The organism is Planococcus sp. NCCP-2050 (genome assembly GCF_023708025.1).
GTDB lineage: Bacteria > Bacillota > Bacilli > Bacillales_A > Planococcaceae > Planococcus.
This window is the reverse complement of sequence record NZ_BRCX01000001.1, coordinates 1,161,623-1,176,432: the sequence shown is the minus strand read 5'-3', so window position 1 is coordinate 1,176,432 and position 14,810 is coordinate 1,161,623. Positions and strand designations below refer to the sequence as shown.

General features: G+C 48.1%; 15 protein-coding genes and 1 riboswitch. All 15 genes read left to right on the top strand.

The genetic code is table 11. The annotated features are described in order from the left end of the window. The first annotated feature begins 11 nt into the window (after positions 1-11). A riboswitch (cobalamin riboswitch) is annotated at positions 12-197 on the top strand. Positions 198-329: 132 nt separating this feature from the next. The 15 genes from NFU07_RS05700 to NFU07_RS05630 all read left to right on the top strand — a co-directional run bounded on the left by NFU07_RS05700 (position 330) and on the right by NFU07_RS05630 (position 14,808). Further along, on the top strand, positions 330-1,307 hold the full coding sequence (locus tag NFU07_RS05700) for an ABC transporter substrate-binding protein (protein ID WP_251475711.1): 978 nt from the start codon (positions 330-332) through the stop codon (positions 1,305-1,307). Between the two features lie 7 nt (positions 1,308-1,314). Continuing rightward, positions 1,315-2,292, top strand: coding sequence for a FecCD family ABC transporter permease (locus NFU07_RS05695; protein ID WP_397443719.1), 978 nt, complete (start codon positions 1,315-1,317; stop codon positions 2,290-2,292). A 1-nt stretch (position 2,293) separates the two neighbouring features. Further along, complete coding sequence (locus NFU07_RS05690) at positions 2,294-3,754, top strand: adenosylcobinamide amidohydrolase (RefSeq protein ID WP_251475706.1); 1,461 nt, start codon at positions 2,294-2,296, stop codon at positions 3,752-3,754. Then, a complete protein-coding gene (gene cbiB / locus NFU07_RS05685) occupies positions 3,751-4,704 on the top strand; it encodes an adenosylcobinamide-phosphate synthase CbiB (RefSeq protein ID WP_251475704.1) in 954 nt (317 codons plus the stop codon). The genes NFU07_RS05690 and cbiB overlap by 4 nt, the downstream gene beginning before the upstream one ends. Next, positions 4,691-5,770, top strand: coding sequence for a threonine-phosphate decarboxylase CobD (gene cobD, locus NFU07_RS05680; protein ID WP_251475702.1), 1,080 nt, complete (start codon positions 4,691-4,693; stop codon positions 5,768-5,770). Before cbiB ends, cobD begins: the two co-directional genes overlap by 14 nt. After that, complete coding sequence (locus NFU07_RS05675) at positions 5,752-6,300, top strand: bifunctional adenosylcobinamide kinase/adenosylcobinamide-phosphate guanylyltransferase (RefSeq protein WP_251475700.1); 549 nt, start codon at positions 5,752-5,754, stop codon at positions 6,298-6,300. Before cobD ends, NFU07_RS05675 begins: the two co-directional genes overlap by 19 nt. A gap of 7 nt (positions 6,301-6,307) precedes the next feature. Further along, a complete protein-coding gene (cobS, locus tag NFU07_RS05670) occupies positions 6,308-7,075 on the top strand; it encodes an adenosylcobinamide-GDP ribazoletransferase (protein ID WP_251475698.1) in 768 nt (255 codons plus the stop codon). Beyond that, positions 7,039-7,632, top strand: coding sequence for a histidine phosphatase family protein (locus NFU07_RS05665; protein WP_251475696.1), 594 nt, complete (start codon positions 7,039-7,041; stop codon positions 7,630-7,632). The genes cobS and NFU07_RS05665 overlap by 37 nt, the downstream gene beginning before the upstream one ends. After that, positions 7,584-7,994, top strand: a complete 411-nt coding sequence (locus NFU07_RS05660; protein WP_251475694.1) for a bifunctional adenosylcobinamide kinase/adenosylcobinamide-phosphate guanylyltransferase — start codon at positions 7,584-7,586, stop codon at positions 7,992-7,994. The genes NFU07_RS05665 and NFU07_RS05660 overlap by 49 nt, the downstream gene beginning before the upstream one ends. Then, complete coding sequence (locus NFU07_RS05655; RefSeq protein WP_251475692.1) at positions 7,991-8,578, top strand: cob(I)yrinic acid a,c-diamide adenosyltransferase; 588 nt, start codon at positions 7,991-7,993, stop codon at positions 8,576-8,578. The genes NFU07_RS05660 and NFU07_RS05655 overlap by 4 nt, the downstream gene beginning before the upstream one ends. Position 8,579: 1 nt before the next feature. Further along, positions 8,580-9,053 carry an ECF transporter S component gene (locus NFU07_RS05650; RefSeq protein ID WP_251475690.1) on the top strand — a complete coding sequence of 158 codons (474 nt, stop codon included), beginning with the start codon at positions 8,580-8,582 and terminating at the stop codon, positions 9,051-9,053. Beyond that, positions 9,053-9,745: an alpha-ribazole-5-phosphate synthase gene (locus NFU07_RS05645; protein ID WP_251475688.1), complete on the top strand. Its 693-nt coding sequence runs from the start codon at positions 9,053-9,055 to the stop codon at positions 9,743-9,745. Before NFU07_RS05650 ends, NFU07_RS05645 begins: the two co-directional genes overlap by 1 nt. A 303-nt stretch (positions 9,746-10,048) precedes the next feature. Beyond that, the gene (locus NFU07_RS05640; protein WP_251475686.1) at positions 10,049-12,187 is read left to right on the top strand and encodes a (Fe-S)-binding protein; all 2,139 of its coding nucleotides are present in this window, start codon (positions 10,049-10,051) and stop codon (positions 12,185-12,187) included. Between the two features lie 570 nt (positions 12,188-12,757). Then, positions 12,758-13,954 (top strand): acetyl-CoA C-acetyltransferase, encoded by a 1,197-nt coding sequence (locus NFU07_RS05635; protein ID WP_251475684.1) that lies wholly within the window; start codon positions 12,758-12,760, stop codon positions 13,952-13,954. 2 nt (positions 13,955-13,956) lie between these two features. After that, complete coding sequence (locus tag NFU07_RS05630) at positions 13,957-14,808, top strand: 3-hydroxybutyryl-CoA dehydrogenase (RefSeq protein ID WP_251475683.1); 852 nt, start codon at positions 13,957-13,959, stop codon at positions 14,806-14,808. The last annotated feature ends 2 nt before the right edge of the window (positions 14,809-14,810 follow it).

Here is a 14,810-nt window from a genome sequence, read left to right as displayed (position 1 = left end):
TGAATCAATTGAATAGTCGAAATCATAAAGGTGCTTATGTGTAACAGCATAAGTTAAAAGGGAAGCCGGTTCGAATCCGGCGCGGTCCCGCCACTGTAAGTGTGAGCAATCTGTTGAAGCCACTGGAGCAAGACTCCGGGAAGGCGCAGAAAGCGTTGAGCACGAGCCAGGAGACCTGCCTTTATGAAACGCCCCATTAGCCTGCGAGGACCGGCTGGATGCATAGTCTTCTTTATGCCGTCCTTTCGTCCTTCCGCAGTCCTATGCGGAAGGATTTTTTTATTTTTAACACATCAAAACAGAACATCAAGAGAAAAGGGGATACAGCAATGAAAAAAGTTTGGAAGTTTGGAATGAGTGCGGGTATGGCGGCTTTGCTGCTGGCAGGCTGTGGTGAAGAGGCAGCACCGGTAGAAGAACAGGACGTAGAAACACCGGCAGAACCGCCCAAAGAGGTGGCGGAAGTCGAATTCCCGGTAACTTTAACGGATGCTGTCGGCGAAGAAGTGGTGATTGAAGAAGAGCCGGATGCGATTGTCTCGATGGTGCCTTCTAATACGGAAATCGCTTATGAACTGGGATTGAGTGAAAAGATGGTCGGGGTTTCCGATTTTGATAATTATCCGGAAGAAGCAGCAAGCGTTGAGAAAATTGGCGGACAGGAATTCAATGTGGAGAAAATCATTAGCCTGCAGCCCGATATCGTATTAGCGCATGAATCGAATTTAGGAATCGGAGACGCTGGATTGCAGCAGCTTCGAGATGCTGGCCTAGATGTATTTGTAGTTGAAGAAGCTACCACTTTTGATGAAGTTTTTGAAACGATGACCATCATCGGCCAAGCGACAGGCACCATGGAAGAAGCGGATGCACAAATTTCGGAGATGGAAGCGCAATTGGACGAAATTGAAGAAATGGCTGCAGAAGTAAAAGAACCGAAAAAAGTGTTTGTCGAAGTGGGAAGTACGCCGGAAATTTATACGACCGGCAAAGGTACATTCATCGATGAAATGCTGTCAACGATCAATGCTGAAAACATCGCCGGCGATCAGGAAGGCTGGGTCAGCATGGATCCGGAAGCGATCGTCAGCAGCAATCCGGACGTAATTGTTACTACTGAAGGCGCATACGTACCAAATGCAGTCGAGCTCATCATGGGACGCAATGGTTTTGCTGAAATCACAGCAGTACAAGACGAAGCGGTTTATAACCTCGACTCGGACAAATTGACACGCCAAGGCCCACGAGTGACAGAAGGATTGCTGGAGCTTGCACGAGCAGTATATCCAGAGGTCTACGGTGAATAAAAACCTGATCGCCTACACGATATCCCTCATTTTATTGGCGGGAGCTGTAGTGTTGGGTGTAACGGTCGGCACGGTAACGATTTCGCCGCGGGTGCTATGGAATCCATCTTCGGATGAAACAGCAGCTAATATCCTTTGGAATATTCGGATGCCGCGTGTGGTTTTGGCAGGCCTTGTCGGAGCGGCGCTGGCCATTGCCGGGGCAGCTTTTCAAGGGCTTCTGAAAAATCCATTGGCCGATCCTTACACGTTAGGAGTGTCTTCCGGTGCCTCAGTAGGTGCCGTGACGACGCTCTTTTTCGGCATTACCATTCCTTTTTTAGGAATTTTCACCTTACCGGTCATCAGTATGGCGGGCGCGCTGGCTACGATGTTGGCGGTTATGGCATTTGCCAAATTAGTGGACCGTTCGATGAAGATGGAAACGGTGATTTTGACGGGAATCATTTTCAGCTCTTTTCTCGGTTCGGTCATTTCGTTGATGATCGCTTTGACGGGGGAAGAGCTGCGCCAAATAATCGGTTGGCTTCTGGGTTCAGTTTCCATGCGCGGTTGGCCTTATGTGCAGATGGCGCTGCCATTTCTCTTAATCGGATCGTTTCTGTTATGGCTGAACCGCAGAGAGTTGAACGCCATGCTTTTTGGTGAAGAACGGGCACAGTATCTCGGCGTCAATATCAAAAGGAGCAAAATGATGATTTTGGTCAGCGGTTCGGTTCTGACTGGTGCAGCCGTTGCCGTTTCTGGAACGATTGGATTTGTCGGGCTCGTGGTTCCGCATATGGTTCGCTTGCTGTGGGGATCGGACCATCGGCATGTGCTGCCGCTGTCCTTTATCAACGGAGCCGCATTGCTGATCGTCTGTGACTTAGTTTCACGTACGATCATTTCACCGACGGAACTTCCGATTGGCGTGATCACAGCCTTTATCGGTGCACCGGTCTTTGCTTTTATCTTTTTCCGCCAACGCAAAGGAGTGGCATAATATGTTGAAAATAAACAACTTAAGCGGCGGATATGGGGACCGGAATATTGTCCAGAACGTCTCTTTTTCCGTAGCGAAAGGAACCATGCTCGGCATTTTAGGTCCGAACGGCAGCGGCAAATCGACTTTAATGAAGTTGATCAGCGGGGTATTGCCGGCAACTGCTGGGACAGTCGAAATCGGCGGCAAAGAAATTGGCGCATTCCAAGCAAAAGAATTGGCGAGAGAGATGGCTGTTTTGCCGCAGCTTCACGCCCATGCTTTTGCCCATACGGTCCGTGAAACAATTTCGCTTGGCCGCTACCCGCATCAAAGCGGCTGGTTTTCTTCCTGGTCAGCGGAAGATGAAAGCGAAGTGCATGAAGCGATGCGCCTGATGAACATCGGTCAGTATGAAAAGACGCAAATTGACCAGCTGTCAGGCGGAGAACAACAGCGCGTTTTTGTGGCGCAAGCTCTAGCCCAAAATGCCCGCGTTCTATTATTAGACGAACCAACCAATCATTTGGACATTAACCACCAAAAGGAATTATTAGACACGATTAAAAAACAGGCAATCGAAAAAAATCTGACGGTCGTTTCGATTTTCCATGACATCAATATCGCCTCTATGTATTGCGACCAGCTCTTGCTATTGGATCAAGGACAGATTGTCCGCATGGGCGAACCGCACGAAGTTGTGCGGGAGCAAGATATCGAAGCGGTTTACCATACACGCGTCAGCAATCATCCCCATCCAGAGCTTCCGAAGCCGCAGATTACTTTGCTGCCTGGGGTGGAACGTAAAACAGCCGCTGTTAAAATAGCAGCAGCCGATTTTCTGGTTTCTCCTGAAATGGTCGTCTACCAAAGTGAAATGCCTTTGAAAACCGTTTCTTCCGCGGTCATCAATGCGGGGGCGGGCTGGTTCCGTACCTTTATCAACCGCCACGTGGATATGGATTATAATATCGACGACAGTGTCCAGGAAATGACCGGTTTCATTGAGAGCAAAGGCTATAAGCCGACAGAAACAGTCGGGATGATGACGGCTGTCCGAACAGAACATGCGGTTGTAAAAGAATATCAGGGAGATTTCGGATCGGTTGTCATTGCTGTGACTGCAGGTGTTGGAAATGCCGTCGATGTCTCAAGGGCGCTTGACCGGGAAGTTGGCGTCGGCACCATCAATACATGGATTATGGTCAATGGCCATTTATCGGATGAAGCGTTTATCCAGGCGATGATAACAGCGACAGAAGCCAAGACTAAAGCGCTTCATCAAGAAGAGGTAAAAGATCCATTGACGGGCACGATCGCTACCGGAACATCTACAGACAGCTGTCTCGTCTCTGCTACGCAGCAAGGCGAATATTTGCCTTATGCCGGGCCGATTACGGAACTGGGCAAATTGATCGGTACGGGTGTATTTGAATGTACGTTGGAAGCGCTTGAATCCTACCGGCAGGCGAAACGGCAATGACGGCGCATGTCTTAGCCATTGCCCTTGGTATTTTAATCGACCGGATCATTGGCGATCCCGAGAATTGGCCGCATCCGGTTCGCTGGATCGGATCGCTCATTATGAAGCTGACTCGAAAGTTGAACCGTGCGCCACATGCATTTCGCAATGGTTTCTTGCTAATCGCTTTAATGGCTGGTGGTGCTTTTGCGATTGCTTATCTAATCGTCAGCTTAGCTTATGAAGTGCACGGAATAGTGGGCTTCTTTGTTGAAGCTGTATTGATCGCGGTAGGACTCGCACAAAAAAGCTTGAAGGACGCAGCAGAAGAAGTGCATCAGCCGCTTTTGCGGAAGGACTTTTCAAAAGCACGCGAAAAGCTATCCTGGATTGTCGGTCGGGATACCGGGCACTTGAACGAAAGCGAAATCACAAGAGGCGTAGTCGAAACCGTATCCGAAAATACAAGCGATGGCGTCACGGCTCCTTTGTTTTGGGCGTTCTTGCTGGGTGCACCCGGGCTGTGGATGTATAAAGCGGTCAATACATGCGACTCGATGGTCGGTTATCAAAACGAGCAGTTTAGCCGATTCGGCTATGCTTCTGCCAAATTGGACGATGTGCTGAATTTTATCCCAAGCCGGATTACGGGAGCGATTATTCTATTGTCTACGCGAAATAAAAGAGGGCTCACCTTACGTCAGCGTTTTGCTGAATGGCTGATCGATGCTCCGAAACATCCAAGTCCGAATAGTGGCTGGCTAGAAGCTGCGACTGCCATCCAGCTTGGCATCGAACTAGGCGGCATCAATACTTACAAAGGGGTCCAATCCGTTCGTGCGCGAATGGGAATGCCAATTTTTAAACTGGAAGCACACCATATTAAAGAAACAGTGGCGCATATGCATCTAGCTGTCTTTTGGTTTTACATTTTATTTGCAGGAGGAGCGATGATTTTTGAAATTGCCTGACCATGGAGCAAATCCACACCGGCTTTACCAGCAATTGAATATCGAATGTCCGGAGCGGATTTTGGATTTCAGTGAAAATGTCCATCCATTTGGTCCGCCAGAATTCATCCGGAACTCTTGGCATTCCATGCATGGATTAATTGAACGTTATCCGGATCCGGAAGGTGAACCTTTTCGGAGCGCCGCTGCCAGTTTCCATGGGGTTTCAACTGAACAAGTGATTACAGGAAACGGTGCTGCTGAAATTTTTACATGGTTAGCACGCCGGTATCAGAAAAAGAAAGTGGTGCTTATTGAACCGGCTTTTTCCGAATACCGAAAAACACTGGAAGCGGAAGAAGCCCAAATCATAACCGTCCAATTGACGGAGGAAAATGACTGGCAGCTTGATATCGAATTATTGGCATCTTCTCTTGCTGGCTGTGCCGCTGTCTATATCTGCAACCCGCATAATCCGACAGGCCTTCTGATTAAACAGCCGCAGATGGAATCTATTGCTGAAGCATGCAAGAAGGCGGGATGTGAATTGGTGATCGATGAAGCCTTCATCGATTTTGCGGGAGAAGCTTTTTCATTTATTCCGCGCCAATCGTCTTACCCTAAAACCATCGTCGTCCGGTCGATGACAAAAATGTACGCGATTGCCGGACTCCGGCTCGGTTATGCAATTGGCACCCCGGAAATCATGCAGGCGCTAAAACAAGGAGCGGCCCATTGGAATGTCAACGCCATTTCTGCTCAAATCGGAGCCGAATGTTTTAAGGAACAGATTTACAGGGAGCGGGTAATTGCTTCGGCGAATGAAGAACGGGAGCGCATGGCAGTCTTTTTAAAAGGCGTTCAATGCAAGGTGAGTGCATCCGCAGTGAATTTCTTATCTTTCAAACTGCCGGAAGAAAAAGATTCCTGCCGGTTTTTCATCGATTTTCTTGAGCAAGGCTTTGTTCTTCGGCATACCAAATCGTTCCGAGGAATGGATGGCGAATGGTTTCGCATCGGCATGAAGACACCTGCGCAAATGGATCAATTGCAGGAGGCGATCGGCAGATGGCTAATGGACAATTGATCTTTGTGAGCGGAGGTGTCCGCAGCGGGAAAAGTGCGTGGGCTGAACGGAGAATTCAAGAGTCAGCTGGGACTCGCAAAGTTTATTTGGCGAGCGGGCAAGCGCATGACCCGGAAATGGTGCAGCGAATCCATCGCCACCAGGAGGACCGGAAAGAACAAGATTGGATCACCATCGAACAGCCTTTGCATTTGGAAAAGGCGCTTCCATTTATAAAAGACGGCGACGCGGTCTTATGGGATTGCGCCACCACCTGGCTCGCCAATGAATTATACGAAGGCTGGGAAAAAGGGGCCCCGTGTGCCGGACAGCCAGGATGCATGGAGCAAAAATGGGCAAACTTGAAGAACACGATCCACAGTTTGCAGTGCCGGACAAAACTGCTGGTTATTGTCTCGAATGAAGTGTTGGATGATTTCGTCCGGGACGATACGTATCAGCGCTGGCTTGGACGAATCCATATTTGGATCGTTGCACAAGCAGATGAAGCTTATGAAATGGAAAATGGCATGGCCCAAAAAAGGAAGTGATGGAAAGATGCGTCATGTAGTGAATGGAATTGCACTGGCTTTTCAGTTTTTCTCTGCCATTCCGGTTAAAAAGGAATTGCCGATGGAGAGAAAAGACATCACCGCAATGTATGCGGCTCTGCCTTTTCTGGGATTGTTTTTTGGCAGTGCAGCAGCAATTACTGCGTTCGTATTCAGGGATTTCACAGAACTCAGCTCATTAATTGCCGCATTCTTCATCACGGTTCTCTTCGTTATTTTAACAGGCGGCTTGCATTTGGACGGTTTGGCGGATGTCGGAGATGCCTATTTCTCTTATCGGGACCGGAAAAAACGGCTTGAAATCATGACCGACCCCCGTATCGGTGCATTCGGGACAATGGTGCTGCTATTTGCAGTAATCGGGAAAATCCTTATTATTTCGGAAATTATTTACCAGGCTTCACTCATTGCGGTTTTATTCATCCCATTCCTGTCCCGAACGGGTCTTCTGCTGCTGTTCAATACGCTTGGCAGTGCAAAAGAAGAGGGCCTTGCGTTCTTTTTTCAGAATAAAGCGAATAAAAAAAGTTTGCTTGCAGCATCGGCCCTATACTTAGCAATCGCATTAAGCGGGTTGGTCATATTGCTTGGCTGGAAAATAGCTCTTGCTTTATCTCTCGCCTTAGCCATTTCTTTAGGGCTTTACCGGAATTGGTGCAAGCGCCATTTCGGAGGGGCGACGGGAGACTTGTTTGGAGCTTATATAGAAGGGACGGAATGGCTACTATGGGCAATTCTTTTATTCTTCATCTGATCCGCCACGCACCGACCGCAGGAAATCAAGCAAAACAATATATCGGCTGGACTGATGAAGCGGTGTTGCCGTTTAAAGCAGAACCGAATTCTTTACAGGCATCCGTTTGGGGAAGTGACCTGAAAAGATGCAAGCAAACGGCAGCCCTTCTTTTTCCGAATGCGATTTATCACCCGTCGCCGCGTTGGCGCGAATGCCATTTCGGCGATTGGGAGCAGAAAACCTATGCAGAACTCGAAAACGACGAATTGTATCGGAACTGGATTGACGATCCGCTAAACTTGGCACCTCCTAATGGAGAAAACTTGCAGCAGCTAGCGAAACGTATTGAAAAGGCGTTAAAAGTTTTGCCGGAAGGCGATGAATTTACCATTTTGACGCACGGAGGACCCATCCGTTATGTATTGGCGAGAGCAACGGGACAGCCGTTCCAACAGCAAACTGCGCCGCACGGGCACCAAATTACATTGGAATGGAAAAACCGGAAAGCCATGGAGGAGGGGGAATTATGCACATCGTTTTCGGCGGTGCCTTTAATGGCAAACGTGAATACGTAAAAAAACGTTTAGCTGGCCAGGAAGTGGCATGGTTGGAAAGCGAACTTCCAAAAGGCTCGGTTGTTTTTTCAATAATTGTGGTCGCTGGAATTGAGCACCGCATCAAAACCCAATTGGGCAATGGGATCTCCGAATTTCAAATTCGTGAAGAAATCCAACAGATGCTGGCTAAGTACAAAGATTATAAGCTGATTTGGGTATTAACCGATATGAACCGGGGAATCGTACCGATTGATCCGCTTGAACGCGAACTGCGCGATGTGCTCGGCAGGATCTATCAATTTTTATTCTCCGAAGCGACTGAAATTACACGAATCTGGTACGGCATACCACAAAACTTAAAAGGCGGGGATGAAAGATGAAAATCTACACAAAAACAGGCGACAAAGGGCAGACGGGTTTAATCGGGGCGCGGGCGGATAAAGATGCACCACGCGTTGAAGCTTACGGAACGATTGATGAAGTCAATTCGTTTATCGGCAAAGCAATGACAGAGTTGGATGCAGAAAAGTACGCCGACTTGTTGGCTGATCTGGAAGCCATCCAAAACGAATTGTTTGATTGCGGCGGGGATCTTGCAGATGTCCGGAAAGAGCCGAATTACAAAATGACCGAACAGCCGGTGGAAGTGTTGGAATCGCGCATTGATGATTTGATGGAAGAGCCGCCGCTTCTCGAGCGTTTCATTTTGCCGGGCGGATCGCCGGCTGCAGCCACTTTGCACATCGCACGGACAATCACACGCCGGGCAGAACGGCAAACAGTGACTTTGATGAAAACAGGAGAAGAATTTCCGTCGGTCGTGCAGCGCTATTTGAACCGCTTGTCCGATTACTTGTTTGCAGCAGCCCGTGTGGTGAATTCGCGTGCAGGAGTGCCGGATAACGAATACGTCAGAAGTGCAAAAGTTTTCAAAAACGGCGGCCGTGCGAAAAAGCAGGATTAATATGAAGACAAAGACGCTTGCCCTCACTGCTATATTTATCAGTTTATCTGCAATCGGCGGCTTATTGAAAATTCCAGTCGGCATCGCTTCTATTGCACTCGATTCCATGCCGGCGTTAATTGCCGCCTTATTTTTGTCAGCCCCGCTTGCTGGGACAGTGGCTGCGGCCGGTCATTTACTATCTGCGATGCTCGGTGGTTTTCCGCTCGGTCCATTTCACTTTCTGATCGCGTTTGAAATGTTTGCAGTTGTTTGGCTGTTTGCGAAGATGAGTGAACATGGATGGAATAAATTAAGATGGCCGGCGTTTGTTATAGGGAATGGAATCATCGCCGCCATCCCGTTCTATTTTTTATTGTCTCCCGCATTTTTCTATGCTTCTGTTCCAGGACTCTTGCTTGCTGCAGCGATTAACGCAGGCGTTGCCGCAGTCGTTATGCCCTTCATGTTCCGAGTTGGCGAGAAGGTGAGCTGATGCGAAACGGGATCGAACTGGATGGCTGGGTGATTACATCCGATAACTCAGCGGGAATCGGCAGTAAGGAGTTGGATGTAGTCAATGCCCCGGACCAGCTAACTGCAAAATTTGCAGCTCGTGTTGCATTGCTTGAACAATGGGCTGCCGGAAGTGAACCGGAAGCTGTGCTCGTCCACAATTTTAGCGGGGATGCGCAATGGGCTTCTTATAAGGCTGGCATCGAAGAAATTTTCCGAGAAGCAGATATGGACGTGCCGCAAATCAGTGGAAGTTCCGAGACGAATATGGCGACGCTCCAATCCGGAATTGCGGTGACGATGCTTGGCCGGCAACAGCGTCACTTCGTTTCGGAAGGACTGCAATGGTATGTCTACGGGAAGCCGCTCGTCGGTGAAGCTGTACTTGCACAAAAAGAAGCGGTTGCGGATTTGAAGAAAATCCGCAACGCAATGCAAAATCGCTTAGTCGAACGGATCTGGCCGGTCGGCTCCAAAGGAATTCAAGCAGAAGCACGCCATTTATTCGGTGCAACTGCAGCCGTTTCTGCAGATGTTGAATTGGATGCATCCGCGGGCCCGGCATGCTGCGTACTGCTCGGTGTAGAAAAAGAGCGGACAAAGGAAGCCGCTTTGTTTTTCGGTAAATTTTTTGAACCATTGATTGTAGAACTGGAAGAAGGCTGCGTTTAAGACGCTGCCTTTTTTCTATTGGCAATAATTCGCATTCAAGAATCAGCTACAGCAATTTCGAAATAAAAAATCTGACACGATTCTGGATAGCTTGATATCAAGCCAATGAGAGCGATTCCAGAAAAAGCTTTTATTCAACTGGAGCCTGTGTATAATAAAAAGATGAAACCCCTTTCAAATAACAGTTGACTGAATGCTCATTCATATTTTAAACTAGACTTAGCATCGACATTTAAAAAGGGTTCACGTACACTTTGCTTAAGGAATTTTTGGAATTTACACATAAAAAAGGGGGATAACATCATGGAGCCATTGCTCATTGCGAACTGGGTCTTCTTCATAGCCATTTTGGGATATGCAGTTTATCTGTTTATTTATTTGCTGAAAACGCGCTACGATTTCATCAAGCTCGGGAAAAAAGTCGAGTTTGAAGAAAATTTCAAAGAGCGTTTCCGCAAAGTCATGGTCAACGTTTTTGGCCAAAAGAAATTGATGAAAGATAAGAAGAGCGGAACGATTCACGTTATGTTCTTTTACGGGTTCTTATTGGTGCAGGCAAGCGCCATCGATTTCATCATTAAAGGGCTTGTGCCTGGAGCACATTTGCCGCTAGGACCGTTATACCCAGCCTTCACATTCTTCCAGGAAATCGTGACATTGACGATTCTGGTTGCAGTGGTTTGGGCGTTCTATAGAAGATACATCGAGAAATTAGTACGTTTGAAACGCGGATGGAAATCCGGCTTAGTGCTGATCTTCATCGGCGGATTGATGGTTTCCGTACTTGTCGGGAACGGTGCCAGCATGATTTGGCTTGGACACGAAACTGCATGGACAGAGCCTGTAGCTTCTGTATTTGCCACTTTGTTCTCAGGACTTCCTGAAACAGCAGCAGCTGCAATTTTCTACGTAATGTGGTGGGCGCATTTATTGTTCCTTCTGACATTCTTAGTTTACGTACCACAATCAAAGCACGCGCATTTAATCTTCGGACCGGTCAATACTTGGTTCCACCGTGTGGACCACGTCGGCCGCTTGAAACCGATCAATTTTGAAGAAATGGAAGACGAAGAGGACGAGGAAGCGATGCCTTCATTTGGCGTCGGTAAAATTACCGACTTCAGCCAATCGCAGATGATCGACTTTTACGCTTGCGTAGAATGTGGGCGCTGTACGAATATGTGTCCAGCAACCGGAACAGGGAAAATGCTGTCTCCAATGGACTTGATCACGAAACTTCGCGACAATTTGACGAATACAGGCGCAGTTATGACACGCCAAAAACCATGGGTTCCGGCACTTGCATTCAACGGAACAAAAGGGAACCAGTTGGCAATGGCTGCCGGTGCTGAAGGGGTTAGCATCGATGAACTTTACAGCCCGAGCTTGATCGGAGACGTCATCACAGAAGAAGAAATTTGGGCATGTACAACTTGCCGTAACTGTGAAGACCAATGTCCGGTTATGAACGAGCACGTGGATAAAATTATCGACCTTCGCCGTTACCTTGTAATGACGGAAGGGAAGATGGACAAAGACGCTCAGCGCGCGATGACAAACATCGAGAAGCAAGGGAATCCTTGGGGCCTTAACCGCAAAGAAAAAGAAAACTGGAGAGATGCACGTCCAGATATCTCAATCCCGACTGTAAAAGAAATGAACAAAGCAGGCGAAGAATTCGAGTTCCTATTCTGGGTAGGTTCGATGGGATCATTCGACAGCCGCTCTCAGAAAATCGCTTTATCGTTTGCCCGTTTGATGAACGAAGCAGGCGTGAAATTCGCGATTCTTGGAAATAAAGAAAAGAACTCCGGCGATACACCGAGACGTCTAGGAAATGAATTCTTGTTCCAGGAACTTGCAACAGCGAACATCAAAGAATTCGAAAAAGCGGAGATCAAGAAAATCGTGACGATTGACCCGCACGCATACAATATCTTCAAAAACGAATATCCGGATTTCGGCTTTAAAGCGGAAGTCTACCACCATACGGAAATGCTGTTTGAACTTGTGCAAGAAGGCAGACTGAAACCGCAATTCCCGGTAAATGAAAAAATCACATTCCATGATTCTTGCTACTTGGGCCGCTATAACGACGTCTACGACGCGCCGCGTGAGATTTTGAAATCGATCGAAGGCGTCGAATTGGTCGAAATGGTCCGAAACCGCCAAGACGGCATGTGCTGTGGAGCCGGCGGCGGATTGATGTGGATGGAAGAAGATGCTGGACACCGCGTCAACGTAGCGCGTACGGAACAAGCGTTGGAAGTAAACCCAACCGTCATCTCATCTGGATGCCCGTACTGCTTGACGATGTTGTCGGATGGAACGAAAGCGAAAGAAGTAGAAGAAACCGTCAGCACTTACGACGTAGCAGAACTTCTGGAAATGGCAGTCATCGGCAGCCAGACACCAGAACTAGAACCGGCAATCGTTCAATAATTATTGCCAAAACAACAAAAATTCTATAAGATAGAATCATAAGCAACAGAAATGAAAGGGAGTCTAACCACTCCCTTTTCTTTTGAACCAAAATCCGAGCGAGCGTTCAGTCAACGTTTGATGCCGCAGGAAACGCGGCATCAAATGTTTGCGCCGAAGCTAGCGCAGCGATGCAGGCGCAATAGTATTATGCGATGCTAAGTACAAAATTTGCCTCGAAGCTAGCGAAGCGATGCAGAGGCAATAGTATTAAGCGGCATCAAATGTTTGCGACGAAGCAGCGAAGCGATGCAACGCACTTTCATGTTTCGAAGCTAGCGAAGCGATGCAGGAGCAAACGGTTTGCCGAAGCTAGCGCAGCGATGCAACGCACTTTCATGTTTCGAAGCTAGCGCAGCGATACAGGCGCAATAGTATTAAGCGACACCGAGTATGAATTTGCGACGAAGCAGTGAAGCGACGCAGAAACAAACCAATTGTCTTCATGTATAACCCAATTTCATTTCATAAATGAATTTTTTTATACCACTATGAAACCGTTTACACCTACACAAAGGGGAGGAAAAGAAAATGGCAAAAACAGTGATCATCGAAGGGGCACGGACAGCATTCGGCAAGTTTGGCGGGAATTTAAGTGCACTTACAGCAAGCGAGCTTGGGGCAGCAGCGATCAAAGAAGCAATGGCGCGTGCTGGCATTGAGCCGGATCAAGTACAAGAAGTAATCATGGGCAACGTGTTGCAGGCAGGGCAGGGCCAGATCCCCTCTCGCCAGGCAGCCAAAAAAGCGGGGATTCCGTATAACGTCAAATCAGAAACAATCAATAAAGTGTGTGCTTCCGGCATGCGCAGCGTGACACTTGCCGATCAAATCATTCGCTTAGGGGATGAAGAAGTCATCGTGGCAGGCGGCATGGAATCGATGTCCAATGCGCCTTACTATTTGCCGAAAGGCCGATGGGGGCTTCGCATGGGCGATGCTCAAATGATTGACGGGATGGTTCACGACGGATTGTCTTGTTCGTTCCACCCGGACCGCGTGCACATGGGAACATACGGCAACTCGACTGCAGAAGATTTCGGTTTGACGCGTGAAGCGCAAGACGAATGGTCCGTGCGTTCGCATGAACGGGCGATCAAAGCGAAAGACCTTTTTGCTGAAGAAATCGCGCCGATTGAAATTCCACAACGTAAAGGCGATCCAGTAACAGTTGATTTTGATGAAGCACCGCGTGCCAATTCAACGATCGAAGCGCTTGCGAAATTAAAGCCAGCATTCGGAAAAGACGGCACGATTACAGCAGGGAATGCACCAGGAATCAATGACGGTGCCGCAGCATTCGTATTGATGAGCGAAGAACGTGCTCAAAAAGAAGGCAAGAATCCGTTGGCACATATTCTGGCACATACGGAAGTGGCGATTGAGCCGCACCGTTTCCCGGAAACACCAGGAATTGTCATCAACGAATTATTGAAGAAAACAGGCAAATCTCTAGAGGAAATCGATTTATTCGAAATTAACGAAGCATTTGCGGCAGTGGCGCTGGCAAGCTCGAAAATTGCTGGATTGGATGCTGAAAAAGTGAATGTGAACGGCGGGTCGGTTGCGCTTGGACATCCGATCGGAGCAAGCGGAACTCGCATCATCCTGACGCTCGCGTATGAGTTGAAGCGCCGCGGAGGCGGAATTGGCATCGCAGCCATTTGTTCAGGCGGCGGCCAAGGCGATGCAATTATGATCGAAGTACCGAAACAGGAGGCAAACTGACAATGGCGATTCAAAACGTAATGGTAATCGGTGCCGGCCAAATGGGTTCAGGCATCGCGCAAGTTTGTGCACAAGCTGGATTTAACGTGAAACTGAATGATATGAAACAAGAAGCTTATGAACGCGGAATCGGGACGATTACGAAAAACTTATCCCGCAACGTTGAAAAAGGACGCATGACGGAAGATGAGAAAGCAGCGGTTCTCGGCCGCATTACACCATCTCTTGATTTAAAAGATGCCTACGATGCAGATATCATCATCGAAGCTGCAGTAGAAAATATGGAAATCAAGCACAGTATTTTTAAAACGCTTGATGAAGTAGCACCGAAGCATGCGATTTTAGCATCGAACACATCGTCGCTTCCAATCACGGAAATTGCAGCGGTCACAAACCGTCCAGAGCAAGTGATCGGCATGCATTTCATGAATCCGGTACCGGTCATGAAATTGGTTGAAATCATCCGCGGATTGGCAACTTCTGATGAAGTGTACCAAGCGGTTGAAGAAATGACGCTCAAACTTTCGAAAACGCCGGTTGAATGCAACGACTTCCCAGGATTTGTTGCAAACCGCATTTTGATGCCGATGATCAACGAAGCGATTTTCACGCTGCAAGAAGGTGTCGCAACGAAAGAAGCGATTGACGACATCATGAAACTCGGCATGAACCACCCGATGGGACCGTTGCAGCTTGCCGATTTTATCGGGCTTGATACTTGCCTTTACATCATGGAAGTTTTGCACGATGGATTCGGGGACAGCAAATACCGTCCAAGCCCATTGCTTCGCCAGTACGTGAAAGCCGGCTGGTTAGGCAAGAAAACGGGCCGCGGATTTTATGAATACAGCTAATT

What these genes read in the sequence shown, in the direction of transcription:
- NFU07_RS05650 (WP_251475690.1), top strand. Translation starts at nt 8,580, where the DNA reads ATGAAGACAAAGACGCTTGCCCTCACTGCTATATTTATCAGTTTATCT.
- NFU07_RS05630 (WP_251475683.1), top strand. Translation starts at nt 13,957, where the DNA reads ATGGCGATTCAAAACGTAATGGTAATCGGTGCCGGCCAAATGGGTTCA.
- cbiB (WP_251475704.1), top strand. Translation starts at nt 3,751, where the DNA reads ATGACGGCGCATGTCTTAGCCATTGCCCTTGGTATTTTAATCGACCGG.
- NFU07_RS05675 (WP_251475700.1), top strand. Translation starts at nt 5,752, where the DNA reads ATGGCTAATGGACAATTGATCTTTGTGAGCGGAGGTGTCCGCAGCGGG.
- cobS (WP_251475698.1), top strand. Translation starts at nt 6,308, where the DNA reads ATGCGTCATGTAGTGAATGGAATTGCACTGGCTTTTCAGTTTTTCTCT.
- NFU07_RS05645 (WP_251475688.1), top strand. Translation starts at nt 9,053, where the DNA reads ATGCGAAACGGGATCGAACTGGATGGCTGGGTGATTACATCCGATAAC.
- NFU07_RS05700 (WP_251475711.1), top strand. Translation starts at nt 330, where the DNA reads ATGAAAAAAGTTTGGAAGTTTGGAATGAGTGCGGGTATGGCGGCTTTG.
- NFU07_RS05665 (WP_251475696.1), top strand. Translation starts at nt 7,039, where the DNA reads ATGGCTACTATGGGCAATTCTTTTATTCTTCATCTGATCCGCCACGCA.
- NFU07_RS05690 (WP_251475706.1), top strand. Translation starts at nt 2,294, where the DNA reads ATGTTGAAAATAAACAACTTAAGCGGCGGATATGGGGACCGGAATATT.
- NFU07_RS05655 (WP_251475692.1), top strand. Translation starts at nt 7,991, where the DNA reads ATGAAAATCTACACAAAAACAGGCGACAAAGGGCAGACGGGTTTAATC.
- NFU07_RS05640 (WP_251475686.1), top strand. Translation starts at nt 10,049, where the DNA reads ATGGAGCCATTGCTCATTGCGAACTGGGTCTTCTTCATAGCCATTTTG.
- NFU07_RS05635 (WP_251475684.1), top strand. Translation starts at nt 12,758, where the DNA reads ATGGCAAAAACAGTGATCATCGAAGGGGCACGGACAGCATTCGGCAAG.
- NFU07_RS05660 (WP_251475694.1), top strand. Translation starts at nt 7,584, where the DNA reads ATGCACATCGTTTTCGGCGGTGCCTTTAATGGCAAACGTGAATACGTA.